15 protein-coding genes are annotated in these 17038 nt (G+C 32.6%); 6 read left to right on the top strand and 9 right to left on the bottom strand.

The genetic code is table 11. The features are described from left to right. The first annotated feature begins 124 nt into the window (after positions 1–124). From A7L45_RS08725 to A7L45_RS22540, 6 genes are all read left to right on the top strand, one after another. Complete coding sequence (locus A7L45_RS08725; protein ID WP_071612419.1) at positions 125–601, top strand: PTS sugar transporter subunit IIA; 477 nt, start codon at positions 125–127, stop codon at positions 599–601. A 29-nt stretch (positions 602–630) separates the two neighbouring features. After that, positions 631–918: a PTS sugar transporter subunit IIB gene (locus tag A7L45_RS08720; protein ID WP_071612418.1), complete on the top strand. Its 288-nt coding sequence runs from the start codon at positions 631–633 to the stop codon at positions 916–918. A 45-nt stretch (positions 919–963) separates the two neighbouring features. Next, on the top strand, positions 964–2244 hold the full coding sequence (locus A7L45_RS08715) for a PTS galactitol transporter subunit IIC (RefSeq protein ID WP_071612417.1): 1281 nt from the start codon (positions 964–966) through the stop codon (positions 2242–2244). 101 nt (positions 2245–2345) lie between these two features. After that, positions 2346–3392 carry a glycerol-3-phosphate dehydrogenase gene (locus A7L45_RS08710; protein WP_071612416.1) on the top strand — a complete coding sequence of 349 codons (1047 nt, stop codon included), beginning with the start codon at positions 2346–2348 and terminating at the stop codon, positions 3390–3392. 40 nt (positions 3393–3432) lie between these two features. Beyond that, entirely contained in the window at positions 3433–4791 is a 1359-nt protein-coding gene (locus tag A7L45_RS22545) for a sn-glycerol-1-phosphate dehydrogenase (protein WP_084647406.1), read from the top strand. Between the two features lie 45 nt (positions 4792–4836). Beyond that, positions 4837–5667, top strand: coding sequence for an HAD-IIA family hydrolase (locus tag A7L45_RS22540; protein ID WP_084647405.1), 831 nt, complete (start codon positions 4837–4839; stop codon positions 5665–5667). Between the two features lie 159 nt (positions 5668–5826). Here A7L45_RS22540 and A7L45_RS08700 read toward each other — a convergent pair whose 3' ends face one another. The 9 genes from A7L45_RS08700 to A7L45_RS08660 form a co-directional block, all read right to left on the bottom strand. After that, positions 5827–6549, bottom strand: coding sequence for an amino acid ABC transporter ATP-binding protein (locus tag A7L45_RS08700; protein WP_071612415.1), 723 nt, complete (start codon positions 6547–6549; stop codon positions 5827–5829). Next, a complete protein-coding gene (locus tag A7L45_RS08695) occupies positions 6546–7196 on the bottom strand; it encodes an amino acid ABC transporter permease (RefSeq protein WP_071612414.1) in 651 nt (216 codons plus the stop codon). Before A7L45_RS08695 ends, A7L45_RS08700 begins: the two co-directional genes overlap by 4 nt. 94 nt (positions 7197–7290) lie before the next feature. Next, entirely contained in the window at positions 7291–8076 is a 786-nt protein-coding gene (locus A7L45_RS08690; RefSeq protein WP_071612413.1) for a transporter substrate-binding domain-containing protein, read from the bottom strand. 345 nt (positions 8077–8421) lie between these two features. Continuing rightward, complete coding sequence (locus A7L45_RS08685; RefSeq protein ID WP_071612412.1) at positions 8422–10041, bottom strand: rhamnogalacturonan acetylesterase; 1620 nt, start codon at positions 10039–10041, stop codon at positions 8422–8424. A 53-nt stretch (positions 10042–10094) separates the two neighbouring features. Beyond that, complete coding sequence (gene gnpA, locus A7L45_RS08680; protein ID WP_071612411.1) at positions 10095–12284, bottom strand: 1,3-beta-galactosyl-N-acetylhexosamine phosphorylase; 2190 nt, start codon at positions 12282–12284, stop codon at positions 10095–10097. 18 nt (positions 12285–12302) lie between these two features. Then, positions 12303–13325 (bottom strand): glycoside hydrolase family 88/105 protein, encoded by a 1023-nt coding sequence (locus A7L45_RS08675; protein WP_071612410.1) that lies wholly within the window; start codon positions 13323–13325, stop codon positions 12303–12305. Positions 13326–13436: 111 nt separating this feature from the next. Further along, entirely contained in the window at positions 13437–15047 is a 1611-nt protein-coding gene (locus A7L45_RS08670) for an extracellular solute-binding protein (protein ID WP_071612409.1), read from the bottom strand. A gap of 72 nt (positions 15048–15119) precedes the next feature. Next, positions 15120–15998, bottom strand: a complete 879-nt coding sequence (locus tag A7L45_RS08665; RefSeq protein ID WP_071612408.1) for a carbohydrate ABC transporter permease — start codon at positions 15996–15998, stop codon at positions 15120–15122. A 16-nt stretch (positions 15999–16014) separates the two neighbouring features. After that, entirely contained in the window at positions 16015–16989 is a 975-nt protein-coding gene (locus A7L45_RS08660) for an ABC transporter permease (RefSeq protein WP_071612407.1), read from the bottom strand. Between the last annotated feature and the right edge of the window lie 49 nt (positions 16990–17038).

The raw sequence follows: 17038 nt of genomic DNA, 5'->3' as shown, positions 1-17038 counted from the left end.
TTTTTTAAATAAACTATTACCTTTTCAACATGCTTATGGCACGATAATTGCTATAGTAATTATGTATAAAGAGTAAGTACAAAATAAAATAGATTAAAAGTTATACCCAAAAGGAGGAAGTGTAATGACAAAAAGTATTACTGAATATTTAAGCAAGGATTTAATAATAAACAATCTCGAAGCAGAAACAACGGACGATATTTTTTACGCTTTGTCCAAAATGTTATTAAAGGCTAACTATGTAAAGGATTCCTTTTATGATGGTCTAGTTGCAAGGGAAAGTAAATTTCCTACAGGTTTAACCCTAGGGAAATACAATGTTGCAATACCACATACTGATGCAATTCATGTACTTAAACCTGCAATAGCAATTGCAACATTAAAGAACCCAGTAACATTCACCAATATGGATGGAGATGGCGAGGTTAATGTAAACGTTGTATTTTGTATGATTCTAAAAGAACCTCACAGTCAGATAAGTATGCTTCAGCAATTAATGTTTTTAATTCAAAATGAAGATGTTTTGAAGAGTTTGAGCGAAGCAACAGATAGTATCGAATTGTATGATATATTAACGAAATTCAATTGTATAACAAATTAAATTAAATTAATTTAAGGGAGGAAATAAAAATGAATAGTCAAAAACTAATATTGGTAGCATGCGGTACAGGAATAGCAACTTCAACAGTTGTTTGTAAAAAGGTGGAGGATTTAATAGCAGCTAACAATCTTAACGCAAGAGTAATTCAATGTAAGATATCTGAGGTTCCAGGTTACGAGGCTGATGCAGATCTACTAGTTACAACAACAATTGCTTCAAGAACATATACAATCCCTGTAATTAAGGCAATAAACTATTTAACTAATATAAATCCACAAAAAATTGATCAAGCAATTATTGATGCATTAAAAGGATAAACCATAGTGTAAGTTATAATATTCAAAAATAAAGGGGGAAAATACATGTTATTAAAGGTCGTTCAATACATTATAAATCTGGGACCAACTGTAATATTACCACTTACAATTACAATTATGGGTTGTTGTTTTAAATTAGGATTTAAGAAATCGTTCAGATCTGGTGTTATAATCGGAATTGGTTTTGTAGGAATAAATTTAGTAATTGGACTGCTTACCAGTAATTTAGGTGAGGCTACACATATGATGGTAACAAGATATGGATTACATCTAAGCGTTCTGGATGTTGGTTGGCCAGCAGCGGCTGCAATTAGTTGGGCTTCTCCAATAGCTGCGATTATGATACCAATTGCAATGCTTGTAAACGTTATATTATTATTTATGAAATTTACTAATGTAGTTGATATAGATATATGGAATTACTGGCATTTTACAGCAGCAGGTGCCACAGTGCTTGTATTAACTAACGGAAATTGGGGTCTTGCAATTCTCGCCGCAATTATATATGAAATTGCAGTTCTTAAAATTGCTGATTGGACATCACCTATGGTTGAAAATTTTTTCGAACTTGAAGGAGTATCACTACCAACAGGCTCAGCTGCAGCATGTGGTCTTATAGGTATTCCAATAGCGAAAGTAGTAGGAATTATTCCTGGAATAAAAAATTTGAAGGCAGATCCAGAATCTATCCAAAAGAGGTTTGGTGTATTTGGCGAACCAATGATGATGGGTTTAGTTCTTGGTGCAATTATTGGATTTCTAGCTGGATATGATATCGGTAAATGTGTACAATTGGGAATAATTATGGCAGGTGTTATGTTCTTAATGCCTCGTATGGTTAAAATATTAATGGAAGGTTTAATTCCAATCTCAGAAGGAGTTAGGGAATTTCTACAGAAAACAAACTTTGGTAAGGATAGAAAGTTAACAATAGGACTTGATGCAGCTGTTGCGGTTGGACATCCTGCTGTAATAGCAACTGCACTTGTATTAGTTCCTATTACATTATTCTTGGCTGTTATATTACCAGGAAATAATGTTCTACCTTTTGGAGATTTAACTACTATATGTTTCTATGTTGCATTTATAGTTGGTTCCACAAAGGGTAATATTATTCATTCAGTCCTAGCTGGTACCATAGTAATGGCTCTTGCTTTGCTAATGGCAACAAATATTGCTGGTTTCCATACTGAGATTGCTAAAATGGCTCAGTTCGCAATGCCAAAAGGAACTACTATGATTTCAAGTTTAGATTTAGGAGGTAATTTCTTAAATTGGATAATAGTCAAAGTATTCCAAGTATTTACAGGTGGATTTATATTCTAATTAGATAAGATTTTCTAAAATTAAAGAGTGCTAAGCAGCACTCTTTAGCATTTAAATATAAAAAAATTAAGTTCATTATTAAATAATCGGGAGGTAATATTATGAAAATTATAACAATTGTTGGGGCTGGACAGATGGCATGTGCTTTGTCTTTTCCTGCAACGCAAAATGGTAATAAAGTAAGAGTAGTTGGTACACCACTAGATAGAGATGTTATTGAAACAGCAAAAACTACAGGTTTTCATACTTTATTAAAACGTCAATTACCCAGTACAGGTATTGAATACTATCAAATTGAAGATGTAAATAAGGCACTAGATGGTGCAGACGTTGTAATTTGTGGAGTTAGTAGTTTTGGTGTTGACTGGTTTTCAGACAATATATTGCCTATAATCCCTGAAAACATTCCCCTTCTTTCAATAACAAAAGGAATGATTGATCTAGAAGACGGCAGTATGATTACTTATCCACAATACTTTCAAAGCAAGCTTATTTTGAATAAGAAACTTTCTATTAATGCTATAGGTGGTCCATGTACTAGTTATGAACTAGCTGACAAAGATAATTCAGTTGTTACATTTTGTGGTTATGACATAGATATCCTTAGAACGCTTAAAAGTTTGTTTGAATCTCCATACTACCATATCAGCCTATCTACAGATGTTGTAGGCGTTGAATGTGCAGTAGCCCTCAAAAACGCTTATGCACTTGGTGTATCGCTAGCTATTGGACTCACTATTGGAGCAGACGGTTTAGGCCACGAGCATTATAATTCACAAGCTGGGCTTTTCGGGCAAAGCGTAAAGGAAATGAAACATCTACTTGAGATAGTTGGTGGTGGTGAAGAAAATATTATTTTATCTGCTGGTGACCTTTATGTAACCGTATTTGGCGGACGTACCCGTAAAGTCGGAACTCTACTTGGACAAGGGCTCTCAATTGAAGAATCTATTAAGCAATTAAAAGGGGTCACCCTTGAATCAATAGTTATTGCTACTCGCACTGCACGTGGTGTCCGCGTACTTGCTAAAAGAGGAATTGTGAAACTTAGTGATTTCCCACTATTAATGCATGTTGATAATATAATAAATTCTGGTGCGGCTGCAGTTGATATTCCATGGAAGGCTTTCGAGACTGAGAAAATATAAAAAAATAAATAATCAAATTAATTTCAAGGAGGAGAAATATATGGAAAATTTAGTAACTCTAAGTATAGAAGAGATGACTGGTCTTAATTACATGTGTTCATGTGGTAAGAACCATAGTGTAGGGATAGAAACTATAAAAGTTGGAAGTGGTGTTATAAATAATTTACCAACTGTAATCAAAAATTATGAAGGCATGCAAGTGTTTATTATAGAAGACACTCATACTTATGAAGTCGCAGGAAAAAAAGTAGAAGAATTATTAAAGGAAAAATTTAAAGTTAGTAAATATATATTTAATGAGAAACATTTACATCCAAATGAATTAACTCTTGGAAGATTAGTTCTCGAAATACCAGTAGAAACAGACCTTGTTATTGCAGTAGGATCTGGGACAATCAATGATATTTCAAGGTTTTTGGGATGCAAGCTTGGTATTCCCTATGTCATAGTGGGAACAGCACCATCAATGGATGGTTATGCCTCGGTAGTATCTCCACTAATATGTGATGGTGTAAAAGTTACTTATGATGGAGTATACCCACTGGCAATTGTTTGTGACATTGATATTATGAAAGAGGCCCCTATGCTTATGCTTCAAGCTGGCCTCGGAGATATCTTAGGTAAATATACTGCTCTTGCAGATTGGCATGTTGCAAAGATTATAAACAAAGAATACTTTTGCCCTGAAGTTGAAAAATTAGTCCTTAGTACTTTAAAAAAGTGTGAAGAAGCTGCAGCTGGTGTAACAAGTAGAGATGCAAGCACTGTACAAAACATAACTGAGGCATTGATTTTATCCGGGATTGCTATTGGAATGGTAGGAGCATCAAGACCCGCATCTGGTGGAGAGCACTATTTATCACATTGTTATGAAATGATGTTTATGAATAATGGTGATAATACAAAATGGCTCCATGGTAATACAGTAGGTGTAGGTGTAGGAGTTGTAGCTTATGCATTTAAATTTGCAAAGGATTTAGATATTGATGAAATTTTTAAAAAAGGTGACTATGTACATCTTGATAAAAACACCTGGAAACAAAATATAATGGATGTATTTACTATAAGTGCACCAAACATTATTGAATTTAAGCAAGGTAGTATTAATTTTAATGAAGAAGAAAGAAAAACTAGTATGGAAAAAATAAGATCCAATTGGGATGATATAAAGAAAGTATGTGAGTCTTGCGTACCAGAACCTACGGAAATAATTAAGACTTTGAAAAAAGCAGGTGCAGTTTGGGATCCTAAAGAATTAGGACTTAGTAAAGAACTTTTCAGAAAAAGTTTTATTGCTGCTAAAGATATGCGTAATAGATATGGTATTATGCAACTTCTTGAAGATGTTGGCAAACTTGACGAAGCTTCAGATTATATAACAAATATTTATTATAAATAAGTTAGAGACTACTTTAACATTATATTTGAAAGGAGATACTAAGACATGTTAGGTAGAACTATTGATTCAAAAGAGAGTTCAAAAGATGTTTTAAAAAGAGTAAAATGTTTTATTCTTGATCTTGATGGAACTGTTTATTTAGGGGATAAAATACTCGAAGGTTCTATCAATTTTTTGGAGGAACTAGAAAAAAACAATATCAAATTTAAATTTTTTACAAATAACTCCTCTAAAAATGCACAAGTTTATATAAAGAGAATTAAAAAAATGGGCTATAATTTGAGTGATGATAAAATGCTTATTTCTAATAATGTAATTATTAATTATATAAAAGAAAATATTCCAGAAAAAAAAGTATTTGTTTTAGGTACTGATTATTTAAAAGAAGATTTTAGGGCTGCAAACATTAATGTAGTTACCGAAGACGCAGATGTTGTTGTCGTAGGTTTTGATACCTCACTCGTATATGAAAATGTATCAAAGGCTTGTGAATTCATAAGAAACGGAGCTCTCTTTTTAGGTGTAAATCCTGATTTTAATTGTCCAACTGAAGATGGGTTTATACCCGACTGTGGATCAATATGTTCTATGATTACAGCATCTACTGGGGTGGTTCCAGAATACTTTGGTAAACCGACCCATCATACACTAAAATATGTTCTTAAAGATACTGGATTTCACGAAGAAGAAATCGCATTTGTAGGAGATAGACTTTATACAGATATAGCTATTGGTAAAGATAATGCTTCTGTAACTATCCTTGTTTTATCGGGTGAAGCAAAACTAGAAGATTTACTTAAATCTGAAATACAACCTTCACTTATTTTTGATTCATTAGGTGCTGTAAAAAACGTATTAGAAGAAATTTATAGTTGAAAATGATTTGGTTATGATATTAGACAAATTCAATTATATCATGAGTCAAGTACCATATTTAATTTAAGTTATAAACAGGTCATATGCTCTGTAGATTAGAGTATATGACCTGTTTATATTCTGTACCTATATTTAAATATACTAAAATCAGCTTTTTAATTATAGTACCTTACTTAAAAACTCTTTAGTTCTTACATTTTTAGGATTATCGAAAATATCTTCCGGCTTTCCTTCTTCGACTAAATATCCATCTGACATGAACAATACTCTATTAGCTACCTCTCTTGCGAATCCCATTTCATGAGTTACTACAATCATAGTCATACCTTCAATTGCTAGGTCCTTCATAACCTGAAGCACTTCTCCAACCATCTCAGGATCAAGCGCAGATGTAGGCTCATCAAATAACATTATTTCCGGTCCCATAGCTAGTGCGCGAGCTATAGCGACCCTTTGCTTTTGTCCTCCTGAGAGTTTATCTGGATAAACATCAGCCTTTTCACTTAAACCTACTTTTTCTAGGAGCTCCAATGCCCTTTTTATTGCTTCGGGCTTAGATGATTTTTTTAAATTAATTGGTGCTAAAGTAATATTTTGAATTACTGTAAGGTGAGGAAATAAATTAAAAGATTGAAATACCATTCCTAATTTTTGTCTAAGAATATTTACATCCAATTTATTATGAGCAACATCTTCACCATCAACTAAAACGGTTCCTCCATCTATTTCTTCAAGTCTATTAAGACATCTAAGCACTGTACTTTTGCCAGATCCTGAAGGTCCTATTAAGCAAACAACCTCACCTTTTCTTATATTAAAATCTATACCTTTTAAAACCTCTAAATCATTATATACTTTTTTTAGCCCTTTAACTTGAATCATATTTTAAGTCTCCTTTCCACAGACCTAGCTGCATAGGTTAGTGCCATAATTACAACAAAGTAAAATATTGCAACGAAACTCCACGTTTCAAGAGAACGAAAATTAGCTGCGATAATTATTTCACCACTCTGGGTAAGTTCTCTAATTCCAATTACAGATAAAAGAGAAGTATCCTTTAAAGAAATAATAAACTGATTAATAATTGCTGGGATCATATTCCTTACGGCCTGTGGCAATATGACTAGTTTCATAGTTTTCCCATAAGGTAATCCTAAACTTCTAGCTGCCTCCATTTGACCTTTATCTACAGCCATAATTCCCGCTCTAAAAATTTCTACCATATAGGCACCAGCATTTAAACTGATACAAAGTACTCCTGCAACAAAGGCTGGTATCTTTATATCAAGACCAGCTGGAAGACCAAAATAAATAAAGAAGGCCTGTACTATAAGTGGCGTTCCTCTAAATATATCAACATAGGCAGTAGCCACAAATTTTAGTACTTTATTTCTGCTTATTGCGAGCATTCCAAAACTTAAGCCAAGAATAGTTGCTATTACTAATGATATTATTGTTATTTGCAATGTCACATAAAATCCCGATAAAAGTGCAGGTAGACTTTGTTTAAATAATGTTAATATGTCCATTTGTTTTACCTCCTTTGTGGTATTGAATCATCATACATTGTTATAATAACTTCAAAAGGAGATTTGTACTCCCTTTGAAGTATACAAATTCACTTTATTTTTTAATGTATTTTTGTACTATTTTGTCATATTCGCCATTCGCTTTTAATTTTTTTAATCCATCATTAAAAGCAGTTATTAATTCTGTATTGCTTCCTTTTTTAACTGCGAAGGCATAATTTTGTGTTGTTAACTTATTACCAATAATTTTTAAACCTGAATTTGGATCAACTGAAATCATATATGCAATTACAGGGTAATCTTCAAAAGTAACATCTGCATTACCATTCTTAACTTCCTGCATCATAGAAGCTGTATCATTAAAATACTTAACTGTTGCTCCTAATTTATCTTTATTACCTTCAGCATATGTTGCTCCAAGTGTTCCTTTTTTAACAGCAAAAATCTTACCTTTGAAATCCGCTTCAGATTTTATTTTATCATTCCCCTTTTTCCCAACTGCTGAAAGTCCCGATTCAAAGTAGCCCTCTGACATATCTAAAACTTTTTTTCGCACATCTGTAATTCCCATGCCTGCGATTGCACCATCAACCTGATTTGCTTGGAGAGCTGGAATTATTCCCTTAAAATCCATAGCTTTTAATTCATATTTAAACCCTTCTAATTTTGCAATAGAAGCTAACAAATCAATATCTATCCCGATGTACTTACTATCCTTTTCATACTCGAAAGGAGCATATGTTGCATCAGTTGAAATAACATATGTTTTAGTAAACTTTTTATTCGAATCCTTATTTTGAGATGTACTAGTACTCCCGCACCCAGCGAGCCCCATTGTAACTGTCGCTATAATCAATACTTTTAATATCATTTTCTTCATTTTTTTCCCCCTTTATATTTGCTTTACATAAATATAATTCATAGTATTTATAATACTAAAAAATATTGCAAGATGCAATAGCTATTTATTCACTTTTTTAAATTTTTTTGCTATATCATAGTGTTTTATGCAATTTATTATGATAAATTCTTCATTATTCATATTATTACTAAATCTAAATTCTATCGCTTTCATAAAATAATATAAATATACTTTGTTTCTTAACTGTAAGTATATAAAAAAACAAAAAAGAAAAAGATATATCAAATGAGATATATCCCTTTCTTTTTATATTTTCTGTTATCTAATAAATATGAATAAGTGTTAGCTTATCTCTATATTTTATTATACACACGTTCTAGTTTTTAGTTTATATGCTCTTTTGGCTATAACCTTAACTTCTTCAATGGAAATTTGTTCTTTAGGACCTAAGTTTTTATTTTCATTAGTAATTAGGCCATAATTACAAGCAGCTTGAACTATTCCTGCGTACCACTCATCTCCAAATACATCTTCAAATATATCATTATAAACATTGGTAGGTGGATATTTTAAATCTTTAAGTATCATATCTAAAAGTTCAACCTTAGAACTATTTTTCTTCGCTATAAATATATCAATATAGTTGTTAACATCAATTTCCTCTGCCCAACTATTTGCCTTTGTCCACTGCTTAACATCAGCTTTAATCTCTTTATCGCTAGGCTCTACCCAACTTTTCAATTGTTCTATTTGTATTTTATCTTCTGGTATATCAATTAAGTATTTAACTAAAGGTTTTATATTAACTTTTTTAATCTCTTCAACTACTAATTTAGCCATTTCAAAAGCTCCAAAATCATTGTTATGTGTATAATCCTTAGGAACAAAGTATTTAGAAGAGTTTTTTTGACCATGCTTTAAAATAAAGTCAACGCTTCTTTCATGTAAGTCTATTAACGGCACTCCTTTTTCCTTTGCAACTAAAATGCAGGCATCAGCATAATCTTTAAACATATCATTAAACCCACAATCTATACCATTCCAAATATTTCTACTAACTGGAGTTACAATAACTGGGCAAGCACCTTTTTCTCTTACCTCATCTATATATCGTCTTAAATTATTAGCATATCCACCAAAAGCATCCAAAGTTTTGTCCTTTTGATCATTATGGCCAAATTGCATAATAAATAAATCCTTTGGTTTTATATTATTCTCTACAATACTTAAGTGGCCTTCCCGTCTAAAGCTTTCTGTAGTAAGCCCTGAATGAGAATGATTTGATACAGCAATACCTTGACTCAAAAAAAGGGGTAAAATTTGGGCCCACCCACAATAACTAGTTAAAGGATTATAGGGATAAATTGTCCCTTGATCCGTTAAAGTGGAATCTCCTGCAACATAGATTGTTGGTGTCTGAGGAGCTTCCTCAAGAGTTACTAAATTCATGCATGCATTCTGGCCAATTATAGTGATATCAATACTATCATCCCGATAAATTTCAGTTTTTCCTCTTGGTATTATGTCACAAACATTAGCCGTAAAATTATGTTCTAGAAGTTCTCCAGCTTTAACTATTACATTTTTAAAAACACATCTTCTTCTTTGAGAAAAGACTGATATAATCATATCTGAATTATTATTTCCCATAACTAATTTTATATTATAATTTCCACTATGAGGAACTTTCACTTTAAAGCATAGTGGTACATCAGGCTTATCGCTAGAACAAAAGCCGCTAATTAAGTCATTTAGTTGTCCATTTTGCTCCATAATAATATTAGTAATATTTTGCCTAGTTAACTCAGGATCAATGTCAAAGGCACTTCCGATCTCTGGAATCTGAAGCAATTCATTTTTTTCTTTTAGCTTTTCAGTAACAAAACCATAACCAGTTTCCTCAGCATATAAGGTATCCTTAAATATATTTATAAAGCCTTCAAATTCTGAAGCTGCGCCGAATATAAACTTTTTAAAAAACACGGTTTTTCACTCCTCTTTTAACATTTAGGCGTCTCTTTAAAGACGCCTAGTTATTATCCTAAATCTATTATTTTTATTCCATACGGTTTTAAAGAAACCGCAATTTCATTCCCCTTACAATCATACACTGTGGTTTCTTCAGCTTTACCCGTAATATTAATAACTGCTAATTTATTGATTTTAGGATAGTAAGCACATTCTGTATTTACGTTGCTACAAATCCAGAATCCAATTTTTTCCTCTTCATCAGCTGCCCAGTATATTGCTCTTAATAATATTCTTATATTTTCAGGGGTATACTTATGCCCAGAGAAATATACACTCCTACCTTTTCCAAAAGTATTTGTAGCTATTTGAATTGATTGATTTTTATCTTCAATAACCTGTATATTTTTGTCTATTACATATATATTATCAATTTCTTTCCCAAAATCTAATTTTCCCTGAATATCCTTAAGAATAAAGTGAGTTTCTTCAACCTTTTTATATACATATTTATCAAAACATACCGTTAAACCGACTTCTCTCTCCACACCAAATACATGGCACATTTGAAAGTATTGACCACTATATTTTACCGCAGAAGGTTCTCCAACACCAATAAGACCACCTCCCTTTGAAACCCACTCTGTAAGGATTTCAATAACTTTCTCATTACTCCAGTTCCAACCACCACTCCAAGCATCATCAAGTTGTCCAGCATTAATTATTACTTTAATATCACCGGAAATACCTTTATCAATAATATCTTTAAAGCTAATAAACTCTACTTCTACAGGCAATCCTGAGATAGATTCCATAATTTCATTATAATAATTTCCATGATTAAAGTGACCACGACAACCCCACGCCCGCATATTTCCCCAAGCAGATAAAATAGCTACCTTAAATTTAGAAGAATAAGGTTTGCCCTCTTTATGCAATTCCCTAATTTCCCTAAACTCTTCTGCTAATTCTTGAACATAATCAACAAATGCAGGATGATCATCAACTAAATGCAGGTATCCACCAAAACCAATTCTATCTACGCAATCACGAAGCAGAGCTCTCCTTATATCTAACCAATAAGTTTTACATTCTAGCGATGGGTCTCCTCCTTCTATAAAAGTTCCAACTCCATTTACTCCTGTTGGAAAGAAATAGGGGTGAAGTCTTAATTCTCTTATTTCAACACCTTTAGTTCCTGAAACTTTTCTTGTTTCAAATCCACTAAACACGCCATCAATTATTCCATCGAAGCCAAACTCTTTAAAACTATCTAAGGTAGGTTCCATTCCTATCCAATGGTCATTATAAAATACATAGGCTTTTTTTCCATGTTTATGAACTAAATCAATACACTTTTTACCAAACTCAATCACGAATTTATTTATAAAATCCATCCAATCTCTATATTTTTCAGAAGGTGGTAAATATGAGTTATTGTATAAACCTTTATTTACAAAATCCTCTGAAGTCATTTTATAACCTTTTTCTTTTTCAAAGAGTTTCATAGATAAAGGATTTACTGTGAAATCATAGGCGCCCCAATCATTTACGATAAACTTCAAATTAGGATCACTGCCCCATAGCCACCAAAAATTATAAAACATAGATGTGAATCGTACTACTTTTGTATGCTTATGATCTATAAGCCATTGATCTAAATATTTAAGAATATGATCTTGAGTCTCTTTGTACATAGGCTCTATAGGTAATTCATGCTCCCTATTCCCCCAACTATTTGTTATATGGTTGTATGCGGATATTTCTTCCCAAATTCTATACACAAGAAAATTGACCGTGTATTTATGCCATTTTTTTGTGTTTCTCACCAAAACTGTTCCCGTGTTTATGTCTAACTCCCAATTAGAAATTTCTATTTCCAATCCAGTAGTTCTATCAAAAACTTGCCAAAACTCTTTTGGGTTATCTTTAATATTTATCAAAAATTGTTCTTTAAAAAAACCTTGTAAAATATCTATCTTAACCGTATCACCCTTAGCAATTAGTGGATAACTCCTTAGATAACATTGTTGAAGTTTATCCATATTTAATTTAGCCCACTCATTGGAACCGCGAACTAAACAAATGGTGGAATAAATATCATAACCCGAAGTTATTATTTTATCTGATAATTGAGTTCCATCACTATCCCTAATTACATCTGCTCCCCATTTTTCTGCCAGCTTCAAAGTTAAATCTTCAAAACCAGCTTCTCCTGGCAATGTAAATCCACCATTATTTAATATTTTTTCACTCATACTATCACGCCCTCTAGATTATTGTTCATACTTCAAGATTGCTGCAAGAAAAGCCAAAGTTAACCCCTGTCCCCAGCCTTGAACCCTCTTTTTAGGAACTTTCTTATAACCCTGTGTATCTATCATTACTGCAGTACCTGCAGAAACATTCATAACTGATCCATCTTCTGAAATATTATACATTATTCCCTCTAACGCCTTTTGAACATACTTTCTTTGAAGAGGATGCCCAACAATTACAAGACTTGCAGCAATTCCAGCAGAAGCTGAAGTTTCTAAATATGAACTTTCATCATCTAATATTGTGTTCCATAAACCTTCTTCTGACTGTAACCTAACTAAAGCACTTAGTTGATCTCTTAACGAACCACTTATGCCCATAAAAGCCGGATACAAATAATTTATAAGTGTGGTTGCTTCTGCCATAGTATATGCTGCCCAAGCATTTGCACGTGCCCAATGAATTCCTGACATATGGCTTTGGTTAATATTATCCCATCCATGAAAAAATAGATCAGTTTTATTATCTTGTAAAAATTCTTCATGCCAATAGTATTGATTTAAGGCATCCTCAACATATTCTTTATTATCTAACTTTTTACCCATTCTAAGAAGAAAATATGCTGCCATAAACAAAGTATCTGCCCAGGCTTGCTCTGGAAAATCATTGCCTGGCGAAACTGTATGTTGAAAAACCCCTTCCCCAAACCTAGTTGCATCCTTTCTTAAATATTCAGCCTTTTCTATAGCCAAATCCATATATTTCTGATCCCCTGTAGCCTCAAACAAAGTTATTAAAGTGTGTCCCATAGCAACTACATTAACCGTAAATTCAGGCAGTCCTATTTCAATATATTCATCTACCCATTTGACAAGATAATCGATATATTCTTGATTTTTAGTGACCTCCCAAGCCTTACATATACCATAAAAGGCAACTCCACAAGGCCAATCCCAAGTAAAGTCCATTCTCATGGTTCTTTTTACAACCTTGTCTATAAGTTCTTTTATTTTTTCTTCATCATATTCTAATCTCTTCATTAAAATTACTTCCTTTCTTCATATATCCCTTGTGAATTTTTTGAATTACACTATATTATAAATATAGCCCTGTAACAAATTACTTTATCACAGGTCTATATTTTTATTATTTTACTTTTTCATCCCTTCGTATATTGATTTTCTTTCATTAATAATTTCTTGGTATCCACTTGTTAAATAATCTTTACTATATTTTGCATATAAAGCATCGAATTCACTTACTTTACCCATAACTATTTTGGCAGAAGCTTCTTCCCACTTACTTCCAAGTGTTTTTGAATTTTTTGTTAAAGAAGTTACAGGTTTATTAAACATAAAGTTTGATTTCGCACCTATTAATGTTTCTTTATAACCATCGATATACAATTTTTCAAAGCCAGGTGCTCCTTTAGCAATTGCATCCATCTTTAAATTTTTATCTAAACTACCAAATTCCTTTTGTTCAGTAACAAGAGCCCACATATCCTTGTTAGAGCTAAAATTAAGTTTATCCTCTCCAGCATAATTAGCTACTTCTACTGGAAGTCCACCCTTTAAATTATAGTTTTTACCTGCCACACCATTTTGAAGTACAAATAAATTTTCGCTTTTACTCATCCAATCCATGTATTTTAGGACTGCATCAGGATGCTCACACTTTTTATTTATACCACTAAGCATACCATATGGTGCGTATGCGAAACCTTGTGGTGCTTGACCAGCTGGTAAAAGTGCACTTGCAGGAAGTACAGTAAATTTTGCTGTAGGTACATTTTTTACAAGTGTTTGTAAAACTGGAGGAGTTTTTAAAGGCATAAGAAATACTCCAACCTTACCATTACTTATATCTGCTTGCAATTTTGTACCATCTTTATCTAGTACAAACTCAGGACTTATAAGCCCTTCATTAAAAAGTTTATTGTCCCATTTTAATGTATCCTCTGTTGGCTTCCATGATAACGATGGAATAACTACATCAGAATACATTGCAAATTCTTCAGCCGAAACATTAGCTGGTCTAAATGCATAATTTATATTTCCAGAACCAGCAGCAGACATACTCGATAATCCCTGTGGTATAACATTATTAGATCCTACTTTACCAGGATCTTTTTCTTTAAATGCTTTAAGAACTGCATAGTACTCATCTCTATTTGTAGGAACTTTCATACCCAATTTATCTAGCCAATCTTGTCTTATAACACTAGATATGCCACCTACAAGTGGCCTTTTAGCTGGTATTAACATTTGCTTACCATCAAACACTCCATATTTCAAAACATCTGCTCCAAGTGTTTTTTCGAGATTTGGTGCATATTTATCAAGTTCAGCTTTAGTTACTTCTTGGAAAGCACCCCTTGTGTAAAAACTTGACGCCGTTGTATAGTCATAACTAAAAATTATATCTGGAGCATCACCGGATGCAAGAAGCATATTAAACTTGTCTACATCCGTAGTCCTTGGGATTGTAACATAAGTAACTTTTACGTTATATTTCTTCCCAAAGGTATCATTAACGTATTTAGTCCAATGATTGTTATCTACAGCCGCTTGACCTTGGATACCTCTATCATATATTGGAATTTTAATTTCCACTTGCTTTTTATAAGGTGCATCCACGGCAACTGAAGAATCACTTGTTGAATCTGCTGATTCTTTTGATGAGCCACACCCCGCAAGGCTACTTACAATAACAGTCGTTAGCATAGCCACACTGACGATTTTCAGAAGTTTTTTGTTCATTTTTAATTCTCCCCCTTATAATCTAAAATTTGAAACTATATAGAGACTGCATATTATTTTAGCAGTAAACTATCATTCTTTTACAGCACCAATCATTACACCTGATACAAAGTACCTTTGAAGCCACGGATATATTAGTAATATAGGAACTGTTGCAAACATTACTACAGAAGCTTTTAAAACATCTGGTGCTAGTTGCACCGCTGCTCCAACTCCCTCTGCCGCAAGGGCTCCATTTGAAGAAGTAGCACTTACTAATTGATAAAGCTTTAATTGAAGTGGGTATAATTCTGGCTTTGTTATATAGAAAAGTGCATCTTGAAATCCATTCCATCTACCCACAGCATAAAATAAGCTTAAGGTTGCAATTATTGGCATTGAAAGTGGAAGTACAATCTTAAAAAGTATGCCTATCTCTGTACATCCATCTAGCTTTGCTGATTCCTCAAGACTATTAGGTATTGAGTTCTGAAAAAAGGTTTTAAGTATTATGAGATTAAATACACTTATTGCTCCTGGGAGAATAAGCCCCCACATGCTATTTAACAAACTTAAATCCTTAACAAGAATATAATCTGGTATTATACCACCTGAAAAATACATTGTGATTATAATTAATAAAAAGAAAAAATCTCTGCCCTTCAAAGAGCTTTTTGTCAATGGATATGCTGCACATATGGTGAGTACCATACTTAATACAGTATATATCACCGTCATTTTTATGGTAAAGAAAAGTGATGTAATCATTGATTTATCATTGAAAATTTGCTTGTATGACTCCATAGTAAAATCTACTGGCAAAAGCGTAACTTTTTGCGCTACAACAGCCTGAGAGCTACTAAATGATACTGCTGCAACATGAATTAATGGCACTAGGCATAGTAAAACTACAATACTTATAAACAAAAATACTATTATATCTAAAATTTTATCTAATAACTTTGTATTCATATTTTCAACTCCTTTCTTACATAATCCCTTGTTCACCGAATTTTTTAGCCAACCTATCTACAAATAGTATTAGAACTAATCCTATAACTGATTGGAATAAACCTACGGCCGCTGCTATATTATATCTAACGGATTGAAGTCCAACCCTATAAACAAAGGTACTTATAACATCTGAAAAATCCATTACCAAAGGATTACCTAATACAAATGGACGATCAAAACCTATTTTCATTACATTTCCAACAGCTAAGATAAGCATCATAATTATGGTTGGCTTAATCGCAGGTAGAGTTATATACCATATTTTTTTTAATCTACCAGCTCCATCAATCATAGCTGCTTCATACAATTCTGAGTTAACACTCGTTATTGATGCCAAGTAGATTATCGTTCCCCAACCTACCCCTTGCCATACCCCAATTACACAATAGGTTCCTAACCAATGCCATTTTTCAATAAGAAAAGGTACTGCCGTTGCCCCTAATGATTTAGTTAATATATTAACCATGCCTGTAGGAGATAGTAGCTGATAAGCCATACCACCTATAATAACCCAAGAAAGAAAATGTGGTAAATAAAGTATAGTCTGAGATACCTTCTTAAACCACTTTATCCTTATTTCATTTAATAATATAGCAAGGATTATAGGTGCTGGAAAACCTAAAATTAAATCCAATACATTAAGCGATAATGTATTTCTTAAAACCTTATAGAAATCCGCCATTTTAAAAACTTCTTTAAATGCATCCAATCCGATCCATCTGCTACCATTTATTCCATTGATTACATCGTAATCCTTAAACGCTACTATTATTTGATACATTGGCACATATTTAAAAATTACAAAATATGTAACAGGTATGAATAATAGCAAATATAAAAAGAAATCTTTTTTAACATAGTATAAAATTCCTTTTTTCTTTTTCTTAGTGATTTTAGAAACATCTAAAATACCAAAGTTACTAGGTGTAGGTGTACTGGTGTTTCCCATGAGGTTCACTCCCTTTTAAGAATATAAATCGTTTACATCTATATCTTAT

This window comes from Clostridium estertheticum subsp. estertheticum (genome assembly GCF_001877035.1).
In the GTDB taxonomy this organism is placed as follows: domain Bacteria; phylum Bacillota; class Clostridia; order Clostridiales; family Clostridiaceae; genus Clostridium_AD; species Clostridium_AD estertheticum.
Note: the sequence above shows the minus strand (reverse complement) of the source record. Positions and strands in the feature narration are given on the sequence as shown.